Here is a 20,419-nt window from a genome sequence, read left to right as displayed (position 1 = left end):
AATGACAATTAAATGATGCGATCAAGGGGGAGAACGCTGGCTGGTTGCGGCGTCTCAGTCTCAGTAACTGGCGTTCAGGCTGAAGCCGGCCGTATGGCTGGCCGTGCGAAACAGCCCCGGCTTGTGCACGGGCCAGCCGACGAAGGCGTCGTACTGCACCCCCAGCCACTGGCCGCGCAAGCCGACGAAGCCGCCCGTCAGGCGGCGCGCGATCAGCCATTCGGCGGACGGTCCCGATACTTCGCCATGGTCCAGGCCCGCATACGCTTCCTGGCCGCTGTTACCCAGCGGCACGCCGACTTCGTTGCGCAGCAGCCAGCCCCGTTCGGCCGAGAGGCTGCTTTCGCCGTCATAGCCGCGCACCGTGTAACGTCCGCCGATGGCGAAGCGATCCTGCGGCACCAGTGGCGTGCGGTTATGCTGCATGCGCCAGCTGCCCGCGTAGCGCAGCGGCTGGCCAGCCAGCGTGAACGGCGCCGACACGGCCGCGTCGGCCAAGATGAGCTTGAAACGCGACGTGCCTTCGCCAAACGCTTCCTCGGGCGCGGCCATCGCATCCATCGCGCCCGTGCCGCGCCGGTATTGCAGATTCAGGTCCAGGGTTGCCTGGCCCATGAATTCACGGTGGCCGATACCGATTTCCCAGCCGGCCATGCGGCGGCGCTGCACTTCCACTTCCGTGTCGTCGATGAAATTTTGCGCGGCGCGCTGCCAGCCGCGCAGGGACAGCGTCGTCTTGCGCGAGGCGTCGCGGTACACCAGGCGCGACAACTTGACTTCGCGATTCTGGCTGGCGCCGCTGTAGTTGTAGTCCTGGCTGATGCCAGCCACGGACTGGTGGTAACGGCTGTCGCTGACCGTGAAGGCCAGCAGCCAGTAGGCGTAGGGAATCGAATAATGCGCCACCATGCCGCCCGTGCCGCGCGGACCATTGCGGTTGCCGTCGACGTTCTGGTTCAGGCTCAGGTAAAACAGGTCGTTCAGGGTCAGCCAGTGGTCATACGACAGGGTCACGCTGCCCTGCAGCTTGCCGGTCGAGCGCGAGCCGCCATCGTCGAGGCCCAGCGCCAGGCGGAATGGCAAGCCCTGCTTCCACTGGATCTGCAGGTCGCTCTCGCCCGGCTTCGCATTGCCGCCCTCGGCCGGCAAGATCTGGATATCGGCCTCAGCCGTCGGCACGCGCTTGAAGTTTTCCAGCGCCTGCTCCGTATCGCGCACATTGAGCAAGTCGCCCGGGCGCGCCGGCACGGCATTCCACCAGGTGGCGCGGGGATTGGTACCCGGTGCAAAGCCGATCTGGCGGATGCGCCCCGGTATCACGCTCAAGGCCAGCGTCCCCTTGCTCAAATCCTGCGGTTCGGCCAGCACGCGCGTCGTGACATAGCCGCGCGCGATAATGGCGTTCTGCAGCCGCCCCATCAGCACATTGATGGCCTGCGTGCCCAGGCAGCGCCCCAGCGGCGAGTCCGGCGCTCCCAGGTCGTCACGCGCGGCGGCGGCCAGCGCCCACTGGAACTGGGCGGCGTCCTCGCCCCGCAATTGCAGATGATCGATGGTAAAGCACGGCGATTCGCCTGCGGGCAGGCGGTTGGCGGAGGCGGCCGCGGGCGCCTCGAGCAGGCGCACGTCGGGCGTGCGTTCCTGCTGCTGGCGCAGGAGGCGCTCGCGTTCTTGCTGGCGTATCAATTCTTGGCTGGCATCGTCGCGCTGGCCGAGGCCAGGCGTAGTGGGAAGGGGCGGCGCGATTTCGGGACGGGTCTGCGCGGACACGGCGGCACACAAGGTGCTGCTAAACAAAAATACACCGCACCATGGCGTCAAGCGCAGGTGCATAGTTGCCTCAAATAATTATTTACGTAAGGAAATTATAAAATAACTATTTCTATATGGCAACTATATTTATTTCTTGAGAACTTTTCCTCTTTACTAACTGCCTTTTAACTATCGAATTACCACTAGTAAACAAGCTTACCGCGTCATGGCAAGAAATCAGATAATCGCATCACAACAGGTGCCATAAAAAAAGCCCTGTAAAAACAGGGCTTTCGCTTACTCAGTCATTTCGACATGCAAAATTTCCAAAGGGAAATTTATTCCCACTCGATGGTCGCCGGCGGCTTGCCCGAGATATCGTAGACGACGCGGTTGATGCCGCGCACTTCGTTGATGATGCGGTTCGACACCTTGCCCAGCAGACTGTGCGGCAGGTGTGCCCAGTGGGCCGTCATGAAGTCTTGCGTCTGCACGGCGCGCAGGGCCACCACGTATTCGTAGGTGCGGCCGTCGCCCATCACGCCCACCGATTTGACGGGCAGGAACACGGCGAAAGCCTGGCTCGTCGCTTCGTACCAGTTGGTTGGCACGCTGTCCTGATCGAAACCAGGCACCACCACCGGCTCGTATGGCGTGTTGCGCAGTTCTTCGATGAAGATCGCATCGGCGCGGCGCAGCAGGTCGGCGTAGTCTTTCTTGACTTCGCCGAGGATGCGCACGCCCAGGCCCGGACCAGGGAATGGGTGGCGATACACCATGTCATGCGGCAAACCCAGGGCCACGCCCAGTTTGCGCACTTCATCCTTGAACAGCTCACGCAGCGGTTCCAGCAATTTCAGCTTCATGGTGTCCGGCAAGCCGCCCACGTTGTGGTGGCTCTTGATGGTCTGGCCCTTTTTGCCTTTGCCGGCCGATTCGATGACGTCCGGGTAAATCGTGCCTTGCGCCAGCCATTTGGCGTTGACCAGCTTGCCCGATTCAACCTGGAAGACTTCGACGAATTCGCGGCCGATGATCTTGCGCTTCTGCTCAGGATCGGTGACGCCGGCCAGGTGGCCCATGAACTGGTCTTCCGCATCGACGCGGATGACTTTCACGCCCAGGTTCTTGGCGAACATGTCCATCACCATCTTGCCTTCGTCCAGACGCAGCAGGCCGTGGTCGACGAAGACGCAGGTCAGCTGGTCGCCGATGGCGCGGTGGATCAGGGCAGCAGCCACGGACGAATCGACGCCGCCGGACAAGCCCAGGATGACGTCATCAGTGCCCACTTGCGCGCGGATTTTTTCCACGGCTTCGCTGATGTAGTCGGGCATGTTCCAGTCCGATTTGCAGCCGCAGATTTCATGCACGAAACGGCCGATCATGGCCTTGCCCTGCACCGTGTGCGTCACTTCCGGGTGGAATTGCACACCGTAGAACTGGCGCTCTTCATCGGCCATGGCAGCGATCGGGCAGCTTGGGGTGTTGCCCATCAGTTTGAAGCCCGGCGGCATTTCCAGCACTTTGTCGCCGTGGCTCATCCATACTTTCAGCATGCCGTGGCCTTCGTCGGTGACGAAATCGGCGATGCCGTTGAGCAACTTGGTATGGCTGCGGGCGCGCACTTCGGCGTAGCCGAATTCGCGCACCAGGCCGTTTTCCACCTTGCCGCCCAGCTGGGCCGCCATGGTTTGCATGCCGTAGCAGATGCCCAGCACGGGCACGCCCAGCTCGAACACGGCTTGCGGTGCGCGCGGCGAGTCGCCGTCCAGCGTGGAATTGTGGCTGCCCGACAGGATCACGCCGGCGGCGCCATAGTTGCGCACGAATTCGTCGCTGACGTCATACGGGAAGACTTCGGAAAACACGCCGGAGTCGCGCACGCGGCGGGCGATCAACTGGGTGACTTGGGAACCGAAATCGAGAATGAGGATTTTAGAATGCATGATGGGGACTTTATCTGAGGTCATTACAAAACCGGCGCACTAGGCGCCGGTCTGGTCTGTCGCTACCACAATAGCGTAGCTGGAAAACTGTTCAGGGCAAGGCGCAGTGCCGAAGACAGTACGAATAGTACGGCGAGGCACTGGAACGCAGTCATGGACAGTTTCTCCAGTACGCTTACTCTGAACGGTAGTTAGGGGCTTCTTTCGTGATCTGCACATCATGGACATGCGACTCGCGCATGCCGGCCGAGGTGATTTCCACGAATTCCGCTTTTTCGCGCAGTTCGTCGATGGTGGCGCAACCGCAGTAACCCATCGATTGACGCACGCCGCCCACCAGCTGGAAGATGATCGCCAGCACGCTGCCCTTGTAGGCGACACGGCCTTCAATACCTTCAGGCACGAACTTGTCGGCCTTCATGGTGGCGTCCTGGAAATAACGGTCAGCCGAACCGTCGGACATCGCGCCCAGCGAACCCATGCCGCGGTACGACTTGTAGCTGCGGCCCTGGTACAGGATCACTTCGCCTGGCGCTTCTTCCGTACCGGCAAACATCGAACCCATCATGACGGTCGAGGCGCCAGCGGCCAGCGCTTTCGAGATATCGCCCGAGAAGCGGATACCGCCGTCGGCGATACATGGCACGCCCGTGCCTTCCAGTGCTTCAGCCACATTCGAAATGGCCGTGATTTGCGGCACGCCCACACCGGCGACGATACGCGTGGTGCAGATCGAGCCAGGACCGATACCGACCTTGACCGCATCGGCGCCGTATTCCACCAGCGCCTTGGCGGCAGCAGCGGTAGCGATGTTGCCGCCGATCACTTCCACTTGCGGGTACTTGGTCTTGATCCAGCGTACGCGGTCGAGGATGCCTTGCGAGTGGCCGTGGGCCGTGTCGACCACCAGCACGTCGACGCCGGCGGCGACCAGCAGGTCGATGCGCTCTTCATCCTTGGCACCCACGCCGACGGCAGCGCCGACCAGCAGTTTGCCCTGGCTGTCTTTCGACGCGAACGGGTGGGAAGTCGACTTCTGGATATCCTTGACGGTGATCAGGCCGCGCAATTCGAATGCGTCGTTGACGACCAGCACGCGCTCGAGGCGGTGCTTGTTCATCAGGCGCTTGGCTTCGGCCGTATCGGCGTCTTCCTTGACGACCACCAGCTTTTCGCGCGGGGTCATCTTGGCGGACGCTTCCGCGTCGAGTTCCTGTTCAAAGCGCAAGTCGCGGTTGGTGATGATGCCAACGACTTCCTTACCCTTGACAACCGGGAAACCGCTGATGCCGTATTGTTCCGTCAGCGCGATCACGTCGCGGATCTTCATGTCCGGCGGAATCGTGATCGGATCGCGCAGTACGCCTGCTTCGAAACGCTTTACGCGGGCCACTTCACGTGCCTGGTCTTTCGGATTCAAATTCTTGTGGATAATGCCGATGCCGCCTTCCTGGGCCATCGCGATCGCGAGGCGGGCTTCCGTCACCGTATCCATGGCTGCGGACAGCAAGGGAATATTCAGGGTGATATTGCGGGTCAGGCGAGTTTTAAGGGACGTATCGGCGGGCAGAACGTTGGAGTAGGCTGGGACGAGCAGCACGTCATCGAATGTGAGTGCTTTTTGAAGTAGACGCATAGCATTTCCTATTGGCGCAAAAGCAGATTATACAGAAAAAAGTGCCCTCCGTCCTTGCAGCATAGAAAAGATATTTGAAAATAGCAAAAAATGGCGGCTGCCACGCAGCGGACGGGCTAGCACCGCCCTGCCCGCTCAGCCTTTGGCAGGCTTGCTGCCGGCGCGGCGCCGGCGCGCTTCTTTCGGGTCCGCCTGCAGGGGACGATACACCTCCACCCTGTCATGCTCGCGCAATACGGTATCCAAAGGCTTCTTCTTGCCATAGATGCCGACCATGTTGACGGCCAGGTCGATGCCGGGGATTTTCTGCAGCAAGCCGCTCAACGCCACCGCCTGCCCGATGGTGGTGCCTGCAGGCACCTTCAATGCATGCAGAAAGCTGCTATCGGGCAAGGCGTGGCAAACCTGCACCTGAATATCGTCAGCCATACACCGTCTCCGCGCGCTTGCAGAAGGAATCGACCATGCTGTTGGCGATCATGCCGAAGACAGGGCCAATGATCTGCTCCAGTACGCGGCTGGAGAACTCGTAATGCAGGTCCAGTTCGATCTTGCATGCATCTTCGCGCAGGGCCTTGAAGGTCCACACGCCGTCGAGGGTCTTGAAAGGACCGTCTACCAGCTTCATCTTGATGGAAGTCGGGGGCACGTTCTCGTTGGATGTGGTGAAGCTTTGGCGCACGCCGTGGTAATGTATGCCCACGCTGGCGACGACCGTGTTCTCTCCCCGCTCGCGAATCTCGACCGCACCGCACCAGGGCAGGAATTTGGGATAATCCTCCACCGCCGCCACCAGCGCGAACATTTGTTCGGCGCTATAGCCGAGAAAAACTGATTTATGTACTACTGCCATTGAAGAACCATTTGCTATGATGTTGGATACATTTGATTTTATCGCGCTTGCGCGAGACAGTAGTTTAACCGACCCGCGCACATTTACCATCTCATGACCATAGCAGACAACAGAAAAGCCTTCCACGACTACTTTATCGAGGATCGCTACGAAGCGGGCATCGTGCTGGAAGGCTGGGAAGTCAAAGCCATCCGCGACGCCCGCGTACAAATCAAGGAAGCCTACGTCGTCGTCCGCGGCGATGAACTCTTCCTGTTCGGTGCGCATATCAGCGCCCTCCCGACCGCCTCTACCCACATTCATCCGGAAGCCGTACGCACGCGCAAGCTGCTGCTGCACCGTGCGGAAATGGATAAACTGATCGGCAAGGTGGAACGCTCCGGCTATACGCTGGTACCGCTCAACCTGCATTACAAGGGCGGCCGCGTGAAATGCGAAATCGGCCTGGCCAAGGGCAAGAAACAGCACGACAAGCGGGCTGCCGAACGTGACCGCGATGGTGCACGGGAAGTGCAGGCAGCAATGAAGTCGCACCGCCGCTGATCCGCCACGGCGCGCAGCATGCTACGTTCACACAAATAGGCCCGGCTATATGCCGGGTTTTATTTTGCCACCATCTACGGCAAACGGAAAAAAGCGCGGCGCAGCAGAACTAAAACAGGGAGGAAATGAGATAAGGCGGGAAAAAAGACTGGCATTTAGAAAAATACCATGGAGATAAGCAGCAGAGAGACAAACAGGCCTGCCTGGCCAACGACGATAAATCAAGAAAGTTCCGGATGCTTGCATGCTGCCTTGTACTCCACCTGCCACTCCACAGGACAAGCATCCGAATGAACGGTTTGTTAAACCTTCAGCAGATCACGCGACTTGCCCGAATCGGTCCACTCTTTGACCCATTTCGGTTGACGGCCACGGCCAGTCCATTGCTGCGTCGCGTCATCCGGATTGCGATAGCGTACCGCGACCGTGCCGGTTTTAGCGCGGATACCCGTACCAACCAGATCTTTTACGGAAACGCCGACGCTCTGGGCGATTGCCAGGATTTGCTCGCGCGCTTTGGACAGATCGTCCTGTTCGCGCTTCTTCATTTGCTTCTTGATGTCGTCCTGCAAGGTACGCAGTTCGGACAGGGATAAGCTGGACAGATCCATGATATTTCCTTGTGTGAGTTGAAAAATATAACTGAACAGTTAAATTCTATCCAATTGTAACGCGACTGAGGTGATTTTTCTTGAGATTTGATTGTTTTTTACAATTCTTTCACCAAAAAACCTCGACTTCCTTGGCTTTCAAGCGCTGCAGGTCTTCAATCCCGGGAACAGCCATCGCGCATGGACAGTCTGCGCAGTCGCCTCCGCTTTGTACGCCTGCGATTCGATACAGCGCCATCGGCAGTATTTATTTTGCAGTACTTTCTGTTTCATTGCAATTTATAGTAATTACAAATAGCAATTCAAAATATACATGGGAGCAATACTATCGGCAATTGCGCATCATCTACCCAGACACCACCCATGTATCCGTTACGGATTTCGGCGCAATCATCGCCACGCATGCGCGGCAGATTTTACTTCAATTAAAAAGATAAGCGGCGCACGCCAGCATATAATCCCGAAAGTGCGCACAGCATAGCATAAAGAAAAGATTTTCAACGCTAATGATTCAAACACAGATACTCCAGCCCTGCTCTCACCATATATTCCAGTAGCACAAATGAAAACTGCCCGCGAAACGGCGGGCAGTATTGACGACAAACTTGCTATGAGTTTGCTATTCACCGGGCAAGCCAGGCAATCAGGGAATAGCCACGCCGCCTTTCGGCTTCTGCGTTTTCACCACCTGCATTGCCGTGGCGATCAAACTGCTCATATCGCCCAGATTGGCTGGCACGATAATCGAGTTATTTGTTTTCGCCAATTGCGCGAACGCGCCCACATACTGCTCGGCCACCTTCAGATTGACGGCATCTTCACCGCCTGGCTCGCGTATGGCCGCACCCACCTGGCGCAGCGCTTCCGCACTGGCCTGCGCCAACGCGACGATGGCCGTCGCCTGGCCTTCGGCGCGGTTGATCGACGCCTGCTTTTCGCCTTCGGAACGGGCAATGGCCGCTTCGCGCTCGCCGCTGGCGATATTGATCTGCTCTTGCTTGCGCCCTTCCGAAGCGGCAATCAGGGCGCGCTTCTCGCGCTCAGCCGTAATCTGCGCCTGCATCGCATGCAGGATTTCCTTCGGCGGCGTCAAATCCTTGATTTCATAACGTAATACCTTGACACCCCAATTCGCCGCCGATTCATCAATGGCATTCACGATGGCCGTATTGATATGGTCGCGCTCTTCAAATGTCTTGTCGAGTTCCATTTTCCCGATCACCGAACGCAGGGTCGTTTGCGCCAGTTGCGTAATGGCGGCGATATAATTCGACGAGCCATACGAAGCACGCATGGCGTCGGTAATCTGGAAATACAGAATACCGTCGACCTGCAATTGGGTGTTATCACGCGTAATGCACACCTGCGGCGGCACGTCGAGCGGAATTTCCTTGAGTACGTGCTTGTAGGCGATGCGGTCGACAAACGGCACGACGATATTCAAGCCGGGACCCAATACGGCATGGAATTTACCCAGGCGTTCAACCACCCAGGCATGCTGCTGCGGCACCACATTGACCGTCTTGAAGACAAATACCAATGCCAGCAATAACAAGATAAGCGACACGCTTCCGATGTTTACTTCCATAATCTACTCTCCAGGTTATCCAACAATCAAACGGCTGCCGCGCACGGCACGTATGGTGTAATGACCGGCCTGCGTATCGCTGCCGGGTATCAATTCCACATCCCACAAGGCGCCGCGATACATGACGCGCGCCACGCCATCGACCCAATGCGCCACGGCCACGCTTTGGCCGATATCGAGATTCACATTCGGATCCTGGGCCGCATCGCGCCGCGACGCCTTGCCAAAACGGCTGCGCCGCAATAACAAGGTGGCCGCCACGCCGACAATTGCCGCCGTCACGGCCTGCCAGCTGCCATTACCGCCCGCCAGCGCCACCAATCCGCCAGCGCCGACCCCGATGGCGATCATCAGCAGATAAAAGGTGCCCGTGAACAATTCCAGGATCAATACCACACCTGCCGCCACAAACCAGCCCACCCATTCAGCCATGATGCCTCCATCCATTTGAATCCAAAAAATAAAAAACCCCGCGGCCTATATAAGCGACGGGGTTTGATGCGCAATACTGCCTGATATTATTCTTGCCATACACCTATATACAAGCAGTCTAACGCAATTCCGGATGACGTCAATAGCCGGGGGCGAATTAGCGCCACCGGACCAGCCAATTATTCCTCCAGCAGGCTGCGCAGCATCCATGCCGTCTTTTCATGCAAATCCAGGCGCTGCGTGATCAGGTCGGCCGTCGGCTGGTCATTGGCTTTTTCCAGCAATGGGAACAGGCGGCGCGCCGTGCGCGCGGTCGCTTCCTGCGCCGCCACCAGATGGCTGACCATGTCCAGCGCCGGCGGCACGCCGTCGATTTCCTTGATCGAGGCCAGCTTGACGAATTCCTTGTAGGTGCCGGGTGCCGGATAGCCGAGGGCGCGGATACGCTCGGCGATCAGGTCCAGCGCGCCCCATTGTTCCGTGTACTGCGTCATGAACATCAGGTGCAGGGTGTTGAACATCGGCCCCTTCACGTTCCAGTGGAAATTGTGGGTCATCAAGTACAAGGTGTAGCTGTCGGCCAGCAGGCCGGACAGGCCTTCCGCGATCTTCGCGCGGTCCGCCTCGGAAATGCCGATATCGATCTTTGCAGCCTTGCTCGGTTTCTTGCTTGCCATGAGAACTCCCGTTTCAATGTATTGGTGGAATCATTTTAGCTGATCTGGCGCAAGCCCATCAAATACTGCCGTGCGCAGCATGGCAGGCATAAAAAAACCCGCTGCCAGGTCAGTGGCAGCGGGTTTTCAAGGGGCAATAAAGAGGCTTACGCTTTCAGCGCAGCCAGCTTTTGCCAGGTGTCGATCACCGAGTCAGGATTCAGGGACATCGATTCAATGCCCTGCTCCATCAGCCAGACGGCGAAGTCCGGATGGTCGGAAGGACCCTGGCCGCAAATGCCGATGTACTTGCCGCGTGCCAGGCAAGCCTTGATGGCCAGGGCCAGCAGGGCTTTCACGGCAGGATCGCGCTCGTCGAAGTCGGCGGCCAGCAATTCCATGCCGGAATCGCGGTCCAGGCCCAGGGTCAGCTGGGTCAGGTCGTTCGAACCGATCGAGAAACCGTCGAAATGGTCGAGGAACTGGTCGGCCAGGATGGCGTTCGACGGCACTTCGCACATCATGATGACGCGCAAGTCGTTCTCGCCGCGCTTCAGGCCGTTTTTCGCCAGCAAGTCGATGACTTTCTCGGCCTGGCCCAGGGTGCGCACGAATGGCACCATGATTTCCACGTTCGTCAGGCCCATGTCATTGCGCACGCGCTTCATCGCTTCGCATTCCATGTTGAACGCCTCGGAGAAGTCAGCCGACAGGTAGCGCGCCGCGCCGCGGAAGCCCAGCATCGGGTTTTCCTCATCCGGCTCGTAGCGCGAACCGCCGATCAGCTTCTTGTACTCGTTCGACTTGAAGTCGGACAGGCGCACGATGACTTTTTTCGGCCAGAACGCGGCGGCGATGGTAGCGATGCCTTCGGCCAGCTTGTCGATATAGAACGCTTTTGGCGAAGCGTGGCCGCGCGCCACGGATTCCACGGCCTTTTTCAGGTCGGCATCGATGTTCGGATATTCCAGGATCGCGCGCGGATGCACACCAATATTGTTATTGATGATGAATTCCAGGCGCGCCAGGCCCACGCCGGCATTCGGCACGGACTGGAAGTCGAACGCCAGCTGCGGATTGCCCACGTTGAGCATGATCTTGGTATCGAGCTTCGGCAATTCGCCGCGCGACACTTCCGACACTTCCGTTTCCAGCAAGCCATCGTAGATCTTGCCTTCGTCGCCTTCCGAGCAGACCACGGTGACGAAGGTGCCGTCTTTCAGCACGTCGGTCGCGTCGCCGCAGCCGACGACGGCCGGCACGCCGAGTTCACGGGCGATAATTGCTGCGTGGCAAGTACGACCGCCACGGTTGGTGACGATGGCCGAAGCGCGCTTCATGACCGGTTCCCAGTTCGGGTCCGTCATGTCGGCAACGAGCACGTCGCCTGGCTGCACGCGCTCCATGTCGGCCGGGTCGTGAATCACGCGCACGGGGCCGGCGCCGATCTTCTGGCCGATGGCGCGGCCGGACGTCAGCACGGTGCCGGTGCTCTTCAGCTTGAAGCGTTCCTGCACGTCGGTCGCCTTTTGCTGCGACTTGACGGTTTCAGGACGCGCCTGCAGGATGTACAGCTTGCCGTCGCGGCCATCCTTGCCCCACTCGATGTCCATCGGACGGCCGTAGTGGTTTTCGATGATGACGGCGTATTTCGCCAGTTCCACCACTTCGCTGTCGTTCAGCGAGTAGCGGTTGCGCATTTCGACGGGCACGTCGACGGTTTTCACGGAACGGCCAGCTTTCGCTTCGTTCGTAAATTCCATCTTCAGCAGCTTCGAACCGATATTGCGGCGGATCACGGGCGACTTGCCTTTTTCCAGCATCGGCTTGTGCACATAGAATTCGTCGGGGTTGACGGCACCCTGCACCACGGTTTCGCCCAAGCCATAGCTGGAGGTGACGAACACCACGTCCTTGAAACCCGATTCCGTGTCGATGGTGAACATCACGCCGGCCGCGCCCAGGTCGGAACGCACCATGCGCTGCACGCCGGCCGACAAGGCCACTTCAGCGTGCGTAAAGCCCTTGTGCACGCGGTAGGAGATGGCGCGGTCGTTGTACAGCGAAGCGAATACCTGCTTCATGGCTTCAAGCACGTTGTCGATGCCGACCACGTTCAGGAAGGTTTCTTGCTGGCCAGCAAAAGAAGCATCCGGCAAGTCTTCCGCCGTCGCCGAGGAACGCACGGCAAACGACATTTCCGTGTCGGAATCGGCTACCAGCTTGGCGTAGAACTGGTCGATTTCAGCGGCCAGGCGTGGCTGGAACGGCGTTTCCACGATCCATTGACGGATCTCGGCGCCGGCTTGCGCCAGCGCGCGCACGTCATCGATGTTCAGCCCTTCGAGGCGCTGGGCGATGCGTTCGGCCAGCGGCAAGCCGCCGTTGGCGCTATACGAGAGGAAATCGCGGAATGCCTGCGCCGTGGTGGCAAAGCCACCGGGCACGCGCACGCCGGCTTCCGCCAGCTGGCTGATCATTTCGCCCAGGGAGGCGTTCTTTCCGCCGACGGATTCGACATCCGTCATGCGCAAATGCTCGAACGAGGCAACATACACCGCGTCCTTGTCTTCCTGCTGTTGCGATACTGCGTTGGTCATAATGACACCCTTACTGATGATAGAAATCTTTACGCGCGGCGCACGGACAGTCTTCTTGTTATTCTTGGCGTCGTGCAGCACAATCATACCGTTACAGCCATTTTACCTTGTGCGGCGCAAATTGACGACGCACAATCTTGATCCGAAAACCCATGACACAAGAACTACGCCCCCCTCTGCCCTCCGCGGCCCGCACCGTTTTCTTTGTTTCCGACGGCACCGGCATCACCGCCGAGACCTTCGGCCATTCGGTGCTGACGCAGTTCGACCTGCGCTTCCGCCAGATCCGCCTGCCCTTCATCGACACCATGGACAAGGCCTACGAGGCGGCGCGCAAGATCAACGAAGCCTTCACCGCCGACGGCCAGCGCCCGATCATTTTCTCCACCCTGGTGAAAAACGACCTGTCGGCCGTGATCCGCAAGTCGAGCGGCATGCACATGGACCTGATCCAGACCTTCGTCGCCCCGCTGGAGCAGGAATTGGGCGTGATGTCGACCCATACCATCGGGCGTTCGCACAATATCGTCGACAGCGAGGAATACAAGAACCGCATCGAGGCGATCAACTATTCGCTGGCGCACGACGATGGCCAGTCGCACAAGAACCTGTCCTCGGCCGATGTCATTCTGGTGGGTGTTTCGCGCTCTGGCAAGACCCCGACCAGCCTGTATCTGGCCATGCAATACGGTATCAAGGCGGCCAATTATCCGCTGATTCCCGACGATTTCGAGCGCGACAAGCTGCCATCGGCCCTGCTGGAATTTAAGAATAAAATTTTCGGATTGAGCATTACGCCCGAACGTTTGTCGGAAATACGCAACGAAAGACGCGCTGGAAGCAAGTATGCGGCCATCGAAAATTGCCGTTACGAGGTCAACGAAGCGGAAAAGATGATGAAACGCGAAGGCATACGCTGGCTGTCCTCGACCACCAAGTCGATCGAAGAGATCTCCACGACGATCCTGCAAGAGATCAAGCCGAACCGCCGCGAGTACTAGAACGCCTGACCAAACCTGCTGCGCGTCGGTTTTGTCAGGTGTTCGTTTCTCTCGAAAGCACCGTCAGCGCAGCCACCAGTTGATCGAGTTCAGCAGTGGTGGTGGTGACGGCCATCGTGGCGCGCACGACGTCCATGTCGCCGATATTGCGCTGCACGGTAAAAACCCCGAAACGGTGCAGCAAGGCCTGCTGCAGCACGCGCGCCGCCATGCCATCGACGGCAAAGGCGACCAGCGCCGTGCCACGCAGCGCATCGAGCGGCGACAGAATGCGCACACCGGGCAGCCGCGCCACCCGTTCGATCCAGTAATTGCGCAGCCAGGCCAGGCGTTCCCTCTTGGCTGGCGTGCCGCCCAGGTGTTCATGGAAGTCGAGCGCGGCGGGTGCGGCCAGGATGGCGCCGATGGGCGGCATGCCCATGTGCAGGCGGCTGCGGATATCGTCAAGCGGATAATCGTCGTCGCCAAAATGCGGCTCGATCTTGTGCAATTGAGATGCGCGGATATACACGACACCGAGTCCCGCCGGCGCCCCCAGCCATTTGTGCAGATTGAAACCGGCGAAATCGACGCCCATGGCCTGCACGTCCACGTCGACCTGCCCCAGCGCATGGGCGCTGTCGAGCAGCACGTCGATGCCGCGTTCGCGCGCCAGCGCCATGATAGCCTTCACTGGCAGTTGCTGGCCGTTGGCCGGCGTCACCTGCGACAGCAGCAGCAATCTGGGCTTGACGGCCTGGCGCATGGCTTGCGCGTAACGGGCGATGATTTCGTCATCGCCGATGGGCAGGCCCAATGTGACTTGCGTGCTGGTGACGCCACGGCGCTGCGCCAGCCAGCGCATGGCCGTGCGCATGGCCGGATAGTCGAGATTACTCCACAGTACCGTATCGCCTGGCGCCAGGCCGTGGTATTGCGTGATCAGCACCTGCATGGACTCGGTGCCGCTGCGGGTCAGCAGTATCTCGTGCGGCTGCGCCTGGATCAGCGCGGCGACGCGCCGGCGCAGGATATCCACATGCGTGCGCGTAAACTCGCCGCGCACGAAAGGACTCAGCTGCTCATTGGTGTAGCGCACGGCCTGCTCGAAGGCCGCTTGCACGGGCGCGGCCATGGCGCCGAAATAGCCGTGTTCGAGATTGACGATGGCGTCCGGCGGCGCGGGATAAAACGCGGCCACCTGGCGCCACCAGGCCTCGTCACGAGCCGCACCGTCGGCAAGCACAGGCAAAGACATGGCGACCCTGTTCAGGACTGGCCCTGGCGCAGCTGCTCGAAGAAGCAGACGGCGGCGCAGGCAGCCACGTTCAGCGATTCGATCTGGCCCAGGTGGGGAATGACCACCTGGTGCGTCGCCATCGACAATAAATCATCGGCGACGCCCTGCCCTTCATGGCCGAACAGCCAGGCGACGGGCTGGCGCAGGTCGACGTCGTACAGGCGCTGCGTGGCGTAGCCGCTGGTGGCGAGGGTCGCCACCTGGGCGCTCGATACGAGCGCAGCCAGGTCGACGTTTTCAAAGATGTCGAGCACGAAGTGCGCGCCCATCGCCGCGCGCAGCACCTTGGGCGACCAGCAGAAGGCCGTGCCGGCGCTGCAGTACACCTGCGTGATGCCGGCTGCGGCCGCGCTGCGCAAGATGGAACCCACGTTGCCCGGGTCTTGCAGGTTATCGAGCAGCACGGCCGATACGCTCAGCGGCTGCGTGACGGCCCGTTCCGGCGTCTCGACGAGGAACATCACGCCTACGCCGTGCTCGACCTGACTCACCGCGTGGTACAGCGCGTCGGGCAAGCCCAATACGTGTGCGCGCTGGCTTTCCAGCTGGCCGACGATCTCCATCACTTCCGGATTGCGCAAGGCGCTTTCGCTGACGATGCACTGCTCCGGCATGCCGCGCAGCTGCAGGTAGGATTGGCACAGGTGCACGCCGTCGAGCAGGGTGCGGCCCGACTTGCGGCGCGCCTGCGAACTGCCCGCCAGCTTCAGCAGCTCCTTGTATTGCGCATTGTCGCGCGAGGTAATCGTCTTCATGCCACCACCTCTTGTCCACCGAACAGGGCGATCACGTTGCGCACGGGCGCGAACGAGCGGCGGTGCACGGGCGAGGCGCCGTGCAGATGCAGACGCTCCAGGTGCAATTTCGTGCCATAGCCCTTGTGCTGGTCAAAGCAGTACTCGGGATAGGCCGCATGCAGGTGCACGAGGGCCGCGTCGCGCGCCGTCTTGGCCAGGATCGAGGCGGCGGAAATCGAATCGACCTTGTCGTCGCCACCGATGATGGCCATGCCGCGTATCGGCATCACGGGACAGCGGTTGCCATCGATCAGGGCCAGGGTCGGCACGGTGGCCAAAGCCTCGACGGCGCGGCGCATGGCAAGCATCGACGCCTGCAGGATGTTCAGTCGGTCGATTTCCTCTTCCGACGCTTCGGCGATGGCCCAGGCCAGGGCCTTGGCCTTGATCTGCGGCGCCAGCAGGTCGCGTTTGGCTTCGGTGAGCTTTTTCGAGTCGCGCAAGCCGTCGATGGGCTGGTTCGGGTCGAGGATCACGGCGGCGGCAAACACGGGACCGGCCAGCGGACCGCGCCCTGCCTCGTCGACGCCGCAGATGATTTCATCGAGCGAGAATGGCAAGTCGTCAAACAGGCCGGGATAGATATTTTTCACGTTGAATCTTTGGTTGGTACTGCGGTTGAAGCGGTGATCGGGCGTTACTTGCGGTTGGCGGCGATGACCTGCATGACGGCGTTGGCGCTTTCGCGCGCGCTGTCGCGCAGCAGGCTGTGGTGCATGTCCGTGAAGCGCTGCACCAGGCGCAAGCGGCCAGGCACATCGCTCAACTGCTGCCACATTGCCTCGGCCAGGGCTTGCGGGCTGGCCGCGTTCTGTAGCAGCTCGGGCACCAGGTAATCGCGCGCCAGGATGTTCGGCAAACCAATCCACGGCTGGTAGCCCATGTGGCGCATGATTTCCCACGACGCGCGCATCATCTTGTAGGCGATGACCATGGGCTTCTTGTACAGCGCCACTTCCAGCGAGGCCGTGCCGGAGGCCACCAATACCGCATCGGCGGCGCAGATGGCCGTGTGCGAGCCGCCATCGGTGAGCAGTATCTCGACGTCCTGCAAGCCCGCCTCACGGATCAGCTGCAGGAAGTACTGGCGCTGCTTTTCGCCGGCCATGGGCGCGACAAAACGCAAGGAGCGGTCGCGCGCCAGCAGCAGCTTGCAGGCGCTGACAAACGCCACCGCATTGTATTTGAGTTCGCCCATGCGGCTGCCCGGCATCAGGGTCACGACATTCGCGTCCTGCGGCAAGCCCAGGGTGCGGCGCGCGGCCGCTTCGTCGGGCTGCAGCGGGATCATCTCGGCCAGCGGATGGCCGACATAGGTAACGGGCACCCCCGCCTTGCGGTAGATTTCTTCCTCGAAGGGGAAGATCACCAGCATGTGCGAGACGGCCTTGATGATTTTCTTGATGCGTCCGCCGCGCCAGGCCCAGATCTGCGGCCCGATGTAGTGCACGGTGGGAATGCCGCCTTCCTTCAGCTGCTGCTCGAGGCCCAGGTTAAAGCCCGGATAATCGGCGCCGATGAAGACGGCGGGCCGCTCCGCCAGCAGCTGGTCGCGCAGCGCGTTCTGGATGCCCTTGATTTCGCGGTAGCGGGGAATGATCTCGAACAGGCCGCGCACCGTCAGCTTGTCGAGCGGCCAGTCGGACACAAAACCCTGCTGGGCCATGTGCTCGCCGCCGATGCCGTGGAAGCGGGCACCAGGCAGCTGCGGCACCAGGCCGGACAGCAGGCGGCTGGCCAGCAGGTCGCCCGACACCTCGCCGGCGACGATGGCGACCGACAGGCCGCTGGCCTGGTCAGCGGACGATGCCACGCGACGCGACGCCAAGGAATTCGCGCATGGCGCGAATGTGTTGCGCCACCTCGGGCGACGACGCCGCTTCTTCTTCGAACAGGGCCGCCTTGGATTCTTCCAGGGTCAGTCCCGCGCGGTAGATGAGCTTATACGCGGCGCGGATGCCGTTGATCTGCTCGCGCGTAAAGCCGCGGCGTTTCAAGCCTTCGATATTGACGCCATGCGCCTGCGCCGGATTGCCGTTCAGGAGCACGAAAGGCGGCACGTCCTGCGTCAGGCTGGTGCTCATGCCGACAAAGGCGTGCGCGCCGATCTTGCAGAACTGGTGCACATTGGCGAAACCGCTCATGATGACCCAGTCGCCGATTTCCACGTGGCCCGCCAGCTGCGCGTTGTTCGAAAAAATCGTGTTGTTGCCCACCAGGCAGTCGTGCGCCAGGTGCACATATGCCGAAATCCAGTTGTCGTTGCCCAGGCGCGTCACGCCGCCACCCTGCACGGTGCCCGTGTTGAAGGTGCAGAATTCGCGGATGGTGTTGCGGTCGCCGATTTCCAGGCGCGTCGCCTCGCCTGCCCATTTTTTATCCTGCGGCTGCGCGCCGATGGAAGAAAACTGGAACAGGTGGTTGTCGCTGCCGATCGTCGTGTGGCCGTCGATCACCACGTGCGGGCCGACCCTGGTGCCAGCGCCGATGCGCACGTGCGGACCGATGATGGTGTACGGACCCACCTCGACCGAGCTGTCGAGCTCGGCCTTCGGGTCGATCACTGCGGTAGAGTGGATGGCCGCCATGTTACTGCCCCGCTGGCTGGCTCGCAGACTGGCTCGCATCCTGCGCGCTGCGGATGGTGCACATCAGTTCCGCTTCCAGCGCGACCTTGCCGTCGACCGTACCGACAGCCTTGTATTTCCAGATGCCGCGCGAGACGCGCAGGATTTCGACGTCCATCTTCAGCTGGTCGCCCGGTTCGACAGGACGCTTGAAGCGCGCATTGTCGATGCCGACAAAGTACACCACCGAATTCTCGTCCGGTTTCACGCCCATCGACAGGAACGACAGCAGGGCCGCCGTTTGCGCCAGCGCTTCGATCATCAGCACGCCTGGCATGACCGGTTTGTGCGGGAAATGGCCCTGGAAGAACTCTTCGTTGACCGTCACGTTCTTGATGGCGGTGATGGTTTTGTTCGCTTCCCAGTCCAGCACGCGGTCAACCAGCAGCAGCGGGTAGCGGTGCGGCAGCAGCGATTTGATGGCCAGGATGTCGAGGGTCTTTTTTTCAGTAGTCATTTTTCGTCTTGCGTGGTCAGTGTTTTAATTGTTTTTTCAAGCGCGCGGATCTTCTCGCGCATGCTTGACAGGTTGCGCACGATGGCGGCGCTCTTTTCCCAGTCGGAGTTCTTGGCCAGCGGATAAAAACCCGTGTACTGGCCCGGCTCGGCGATCGAACGCGACACCATGCTGCCCGAGCCCACGTGGACGCGGTCGGCAATGGTCAAGTGGCCCAGCACCATGGCGGCGCCGCCAAAGGTGCAGTATTTGCCGATGATGGCGCTGCCGGCCACGCCGACGCAGCCGGCCATGGCCGTGTGCGCGCCAATGTGGCAGTTGTGGCCGATCTGGATCTGGTTATCGAGCTTGACGCCGTCTTCGATGATGGTGTCGGCCAGCGCGCCACGGTCGATGGTGGTGTTGGCGCCGATATCGACATCGTCGCCGATCACCACCCTGCCCGTCTGCGGAATCTTGATGTACACGCCGCCTTCGTTGGCGAAGCCGAATCCGTCGGTGCCGATCACGGCGCCCGAATGGATGATGCCGCGCTGGCCGATCACGCAGCGCGCGTGGAAGGTCACGTTGGCGAACAGCTGGGTGCCGGCGCCGATGGCAGCGTCGCGGCCAATCACGCAGCCAGCGCCGATCACGCATGCAGGGCCAATCACGGCGCCCGCCTCGATCACGGCGCGCGGCCCGACCGATGCGGTCGGATCAACCTGCGCACTGGCGTCGACAAAGGCGCCCGGATGAATGCCGGCCGGCGCCTTGATCTCGTGCAGGGCGGCGAAATACTGCGCCGCGCGCGCGAAATACACATAGGGATTCGGTGTGACGATGCGCGCGCCGGCGTATTCAACGCCGATCAGCGCGTCGTCGGCCGGCGTGAGGATCAGCGCCGCTGCGCCGCTCTGGGCCGCCTGTGCGCGGAATTTGCTATTGCTGAGAAAGCTGATGTGCGAAGCGCCGGCGTCGGCCAGCGGTGCGATCCCTGTGACTTCCAGGTTGGGATCGCCCGCTAATTGACCACCGAAGCGTTCGACCAATTCTCCTAGTCGAGTGCCCATCTATTTACCTCTATTCTAATGTTACTTGTCCAGCGCCTTCAGGACCTTGTCGGTGATGTCGATGCGCGGGCTGGCCCACAGGGCTTCCTGCAGCACGATGTCATATCCTTCGATATGCGCCATCTGCTGGATGATGGTGTTGGCTTTCTCCGCGATGGCGCTGCGCTCTTCGTTCGTGCGCTGGCTCAGGTCTTCGCGGAACTCGCGCTGGCGACGCTGCAGTTCCTTGTCCAGCTCGAAAAACTCGCGCTGGCGCTTGGCCCGCTCCGGCTCGCTCAGGGTCGGCATGTCCTTTTCCAGGGCTTCATTGGCGACCTTGAAGCGGGCCGCCAGTTCCTGCACGGCTTTTTCGCGCGAGCGGAACTCTTCGGCCAGCTTGGCGCTGGCCAGCTTGGCCAGCCTCGATTCGTTATAAATACGTTCGCTGCTGATCCAGGCGATCTTCGACTCCTGAGCCTGCGCCTGCACCGGCAACAGCGAACTCCAGCACAATGCAATCATGGCAAGGGACTTGGGCAGGGTGGCGGATGCGGTGTTCATGATACTCCATGGTCAAAAAGTAAAAGCTGTCGCCCCGATTCAGATG

20 protein-coding genes are annotated in these 20,419 nt (G+C 60.5%); 2 read left to right on the top strand and 18 right to left on the bottom strand.

The genetic code is table 11. The features are described from left to right. Window positions 1–60: 60 nt before the first annotated feature. The 5 genes from AC07X6_RS22230 to AC07X6_RS22210 form a co-directional block, all read right to left on the bottom strand. Entirely contained in the window at window positions 61–1,833 is a 1,773-nt protein-coding gene (locus AC07X6_RS22230; protein WP_494792414.1) for a ShlB/FhaC/HecB family hemolysin secretion/activation protein, read from the bottom strand. A gap of 257 nt (window positions 1,834–2,090) precedes the next feature. Next, window positions 2,091–3,701, bottom strand: a complete 1,611-nt coding sequence (guaA, locus tag AC07X6_RS22225; RefSeq protein WP_070288027.1) for a glutamine-hydrolyzing GMP synthase — start codon at window positions 3,699–3,701, stop codon at window positions 2,091–2,093. Between the two features lie 175 nt (window positions 3,702–3,876). After that, on the bottom strand, window positions 3,877–5,337 hold the full coding sequence (guaB, locus tag AC07X6_RS22220; protein ID WP_326458636.1) for an IMP dehydrogenase: 1,461 nt from the start codon (window positions 5,335–5,337) through the stop codon (window positions 3,877–3,879). A gap of 135 nt (window positions 5,338–5,472) precedes the next feature. Further along, window positions 5,473–5,766, bottom strand: a complete 294-nt coding sequence (locus AC07X6_RS22215; RefSeq protein WP_230541982.1) for an RnfH family protein — start codon at window positions 5,764–5,766, stop codon at window positions 5,473–5,475. Then, the gene (locus AC07X6_RS22210) at window positions 5,759–6,190 is read right to left on the bottom strand and encodes a type II toxin-antitoxin system RatA family toxin (protein ID WP_035818194.1); all 432 of its coding nucleotides are present in this window, start codon (window positions 6,188–6,190) and stop codon (window positions 5,759–5,761) included. Before AC07X6_RS22210 ends, AC07X6_RS22215 begins: the two co-directional genes overlap by 8 nt. 93 nt (window positions 6,191–6,283) lie before the next feature. Between AC07X6_RS22210 and smpB the strand changes: the two genes are divergently transcribed. Then, complete coding sequence (smpB, locus tag AC07X6_RS22205; RefSeq protein ID WP_034784131.1) at window positions 6,284–6,733, top strand: SsrA-binding protein SmpB; 450 nt, start codon at window positions 6,284–6,286, stop codon at window positions 6,731–6,733. A gap of 302 nt (window positions 6,734–7,035) precedes the next feature. On the opposite strand, the gene AC07X6_RS22200 is transcribed toward smpB, so the two are convergent. The 5 genes from AC07X6_RS22200 to ppsA form a co-directional block, all read right to left on the bottom strand. After that, on the bottom strand, window positions 7,036–7,344 hold the full coding sequence (locus AC07X6_RS22200; RefSeq protein WP_010397665.1) for an H-NS histone family protein: 309 nt from the start codon (window positions 7,342–7,344) through the stop codon (window positions 7,036–7,038). A 643-nt stretch (window positions 7,345–7,987) separates the two neighbouring features. Then, window positions 7,988–8,932 (bottom strand): SPFH domain-containing protein, encoded by a 945-nt coding sequence (locus AC07X6_RS22195; protein WP_230541981.1) that lies wholly within the window; start codon window positions 8,930–8,932, stop codon window positions 7,988–7,990. A gap of 15 nt (window positions 8,933–8,947) precedes the next feature. Next, window positions 8,948–9,364 (bottom strand): NfeD family protein, encoded by a 417-nt coding sequence (locus tag AC07X6_RS22190; protein ID WP_494792413.1) that lies wholly within the window; start codon window positions 9,362–9,364, stop codon window positions 8,948–8,950. 179 nt (window positions 9,365–9,543) lie between these two features. Continuing rightward, window positions 9,544–10,041: a Dps family protein gene (locus AC07X6_RS22185; RefSeq protein WP_152255343.1), complete on the bottom strand. Its 498-nt coding sequence runs from the start codon at window positions 10,039–10,041 to the stop codon at window positions 9,544–9,546. 146 nt (window positions 10,042–10,187) lie between these two features. Next, complete coding sequence (gene ppsA / locus AC07X6_RS22180) at window positions 10,188–12,620, bottom strand: phosphoenolpyruvate synthase (protein WP_070221573.1); 2,433 nt, start codon at window positions 12,618–12,620, stop codon at window positions 10,188–10,190. Window positions 12,621–12,772: 152 nt separating this feature from the next. Here ppsA and ppsR point away from each other — a divergent pair, with 152 nt between their 5' ends. Then, complete coding sequence (gene ppsR / locus AC07X6_RS22175; RefSeq protein ID WP_230541979.1) at window positions 12,773–13,621, top strand: posphoenolpyruvate synthetase regulatory kinase/phosphorylase PpsR; 849 nt, start codon at window positions 12,773–12,775, stop codon at window positions 13,619–13,621. A gap of 34 nt (window positions 13,622–13,655) precedes the next feature. Here ppsR and AC07X6_RS22170 read toward each other — a convergent pair whose 3' ends face one another. Genes AC07X6_RS22170 through AC07X6_RS22135 form a run of 8 tightly spaced genes read right to left on the bottom strand, consistent with a single transcriptional unit; the run spans window position 13,656 to window position 20,373 of the window. Then, complete coding sequence (locus AC07X6_RS22170; RefSeq protein WP_494792412.1) at window positions 13,656–14,858, bottom strand: aminotransferase class V-fold PLP-dependent enzyme; 1,203 nt, start codon at window positions 14,856–14,858, stop codon at window positions 13,656–13,658. A gap of 11 nt (window positions 14,859–14,869) precedes the next feature. After that, window positions 14,870–15,655: a TrmH family RNA methyltransferase gene (locus AC07X6_RS22165; protein ID WP_494792411.1), complete on the bottom strand. Its 786-nt coding sequence runs from the start codon at window positions 15,653–15,655 to the stop codon at window positions 14,870–14,872. Beyond that, entirely contained in the window at window positions 15,652–16,290 is a 639-nt protein-coding gene (gene rnhB / locus AC07X6_RS22160) for a ribonuclease HII (protein WP_099664324.1), read from the bottom strand. Before rnhB ends, AC07X6_RS22165 begins: the two co-directional genes overlap by 4 nt. A 44-nt stretch (window positions 16,291–16,334) precedes the next feature. Then, window positions 16,335–17,510, bottom strand: coding sequence for a lipid-A-disaccharide synthase (gene lpxB / locus AC07X6_RS22155; RefSeq protein ID WP_494792410.1), 1,176 nt, complete (start codon window positions 17,508–17,510; stop codon window positions 16,335–16,337). Further along, entirely contained in the window at window positions 17,494–18,285 is a 792-nt protein-coding gene (lpxA, locus tag AC07X6_RS22150) for an acyl-ACP--UDP-N-acetylglucosamine O-acyltransferase (RefSeq protein ID WP_494792409.1), read from the bottom strand. Before lpxA ends, lpxB begins: the two co-directional genes overlap by 17 nt. A 1-nt stretch (window position 18,286) precedes the next feature. Continuing rightward, a complete protein-coding gene (gene fabZ, locus AC07X6_RS22145) occupies window positions 18,287–18,781 on the bottom strand; it encodes a 3-hydroxyacyl-ACP dehydratase FabZ (RefSeq protein ID WP_035818168.1) in 495 nt (164 codons plus the stop codon). Beyond that, a complete protein-coding gene (gene lpxD, locus AC07X6_RS22140) occupies window positions 18,778–19,833 on the bottom strand; it encodes a UDP-3-O-(3-hydroxymyristoyl)glucosamine N-acyltransferase (protein WP_494792408.1) in 1,056 nt (351 codons plus the stop codon). The genes fabZ and lpxD overlap by 4 nt, the downstream gene beginning before the upstream one ends. A 21-nt stretch (window positions 19,834–19,854) precedes the next feature. After that, entirely contained in the window at window positions 19,855–20,373 is a 519-nt protein-coding gene (locus tag AC07X6_RS22135) for an OmpH/Skp family outer membrane protein (RefSeq protein ID WP_230541972.1), read from the bottom strand. Window positions 20,374–20,419 lie beyond the last annotated feature (46 nt).

This window comes from Janthinobacterium sp. GW460-12-1-14-LB5, from assembly GCF_059423585.1.
Note: the sequence above shows the minus strand (reverse complement) of the source record. Positions and strands in the feature narration are given on the sequence as shown.

What these genes read in the sequence shown, in the direction of transcription:
- AC07X6_RS22230 (WP_494792414.1), bottom strand. Translation starts at nt 1,833, where the DNA reads ATGCACCTGCGCTTGACGCCATGGTGCGGTGTATTTTTGTTTAGCAGC.
- guaA (WP_070288027.1), bottom strand. Translation starts at nt 3,701, where the DNA reads ATGCATTCTAAAATCCTCATTCTCGATTTCGGTTCCCAAGTCACCCAG.
- guaB (WP_326458636.1), bottom strand. Translation starts at nt 5,337, where the DNA reads ATGCGTCTACTTCAAAAAGCACTCACATTCGATGACGTGCTGCTCGTC.
- AC07X6_RS22215 (WP_230541982.1), bottom strand. Translation starts at nt 5,766, where the DNA reads ATGGCTGACGATATTCAGGTGCAGGTTTGCCACGCCTTGCCCGATAGC.
- AC07X6_RS22210 (WP_035818194.1), bottom strand. Translation starts at nt 6,190, where the DNA reads ATGGCAGTAGTACATAAATCAGTTTTTCTCGGCTATAGCGCCGAACAA.
- smpB (WP_034784131.1), top strand. Translation starts at nt 6,284, where the DNA reads ATGACCATAGCAGACAACAGAAAAGCCTTCCACGACTACTTTATCGAG.
- AC07X6_RS22200 (WP_010397665.1), bottom strand. Translation starts at nt 7,344, where the DNA reads ATGGATCTGTCCAGCTTATCCCTGTCCGAACTGCGTACCTTGCAGGAC.
- AC07X6_RS22195 (WP_230541981.1), bottom strand. Translation starts at nt 8,932, where the DNA reads ATGGAAGTAAACATCGGAAGCGTGTCGCTTATCTTGTTATTGCTGGCA.
- AC07X6_RS22190 (WP_494792413.1), bottom strand. Translation starts at nt 9,364, where the DNA reads ATGGCTGAATGGGTGGGCTGGTTTGTGGCGGCAGGTGTGGTATTGATC.
- AC07X6_RS22185 (WP_152255343.1), bottom strand. Translation starts at nt 10,041, where the DNA reads ATGGCAAGCAAGAAACCGAGCAAGGCTGCAAAGATCGATATCGGCATT.
- ppsA (WP_070221573.1), bottom strand. Translation starts at nt 12,620, where the DNA reads ATGACCAACGCAGTATCGCAACAGCAGGAAGACAAGGACGCGGTGTAT.
- ppsR (WP_230541979.1), top strand. Translation starts at nt 12,773, where the DNA reads ATGACACAAGAACTACGCCCCCCTCTGCCCTCCGCGGCCCGCACCGTT.
- AC07X6_RS22170 (WP_494792412.1), bottom strand. Translation starts at nt 14,858, where the DNA reads ATGTCTTTGCCTGTGCTTGCCGACGGTGCGGCTCGTGACGAGGCCTGG.
- AC07X6_RS22165 (WP_494792411.1), bottom strand. Translation starts at nt 15,655, where the DNA reads ATGAAGACGATTACCTCGCGCGACAATGCGCAATACAAGGAGCTGCTG.
- lpxA (WP_494792409.1), bottom strand. Translation starts at nt 18,285, where the DNA reads ATGGCGGCCATCCACTCTACCGCAGTGATCGACCCGAAGGCCGAGCTC.
- fabZ (WP_035818168.1), bottom strand. Translation starts at nt 18,781, where the DNA reads ATGACTACTGAAAAAAAGACCCTCGACATCCTGGCCATCAAATCGCTG.
- lpxD (WP_494792408.1), bottom strand. Translation starts at nt 19,833, where the DNA reads ATGGGCACTCGACTAGGAGAATTGGTCGAACGCTTCGGTGGTCAATTA.
- AC07X6_RS22135 (WP_230541972.1), bottom strand. Translation starts at nt 20,373, where the DNA reads ATGAACACCGCATCCGCCACCCTGCCCAAGTCCCTTGCCATGATTGCA.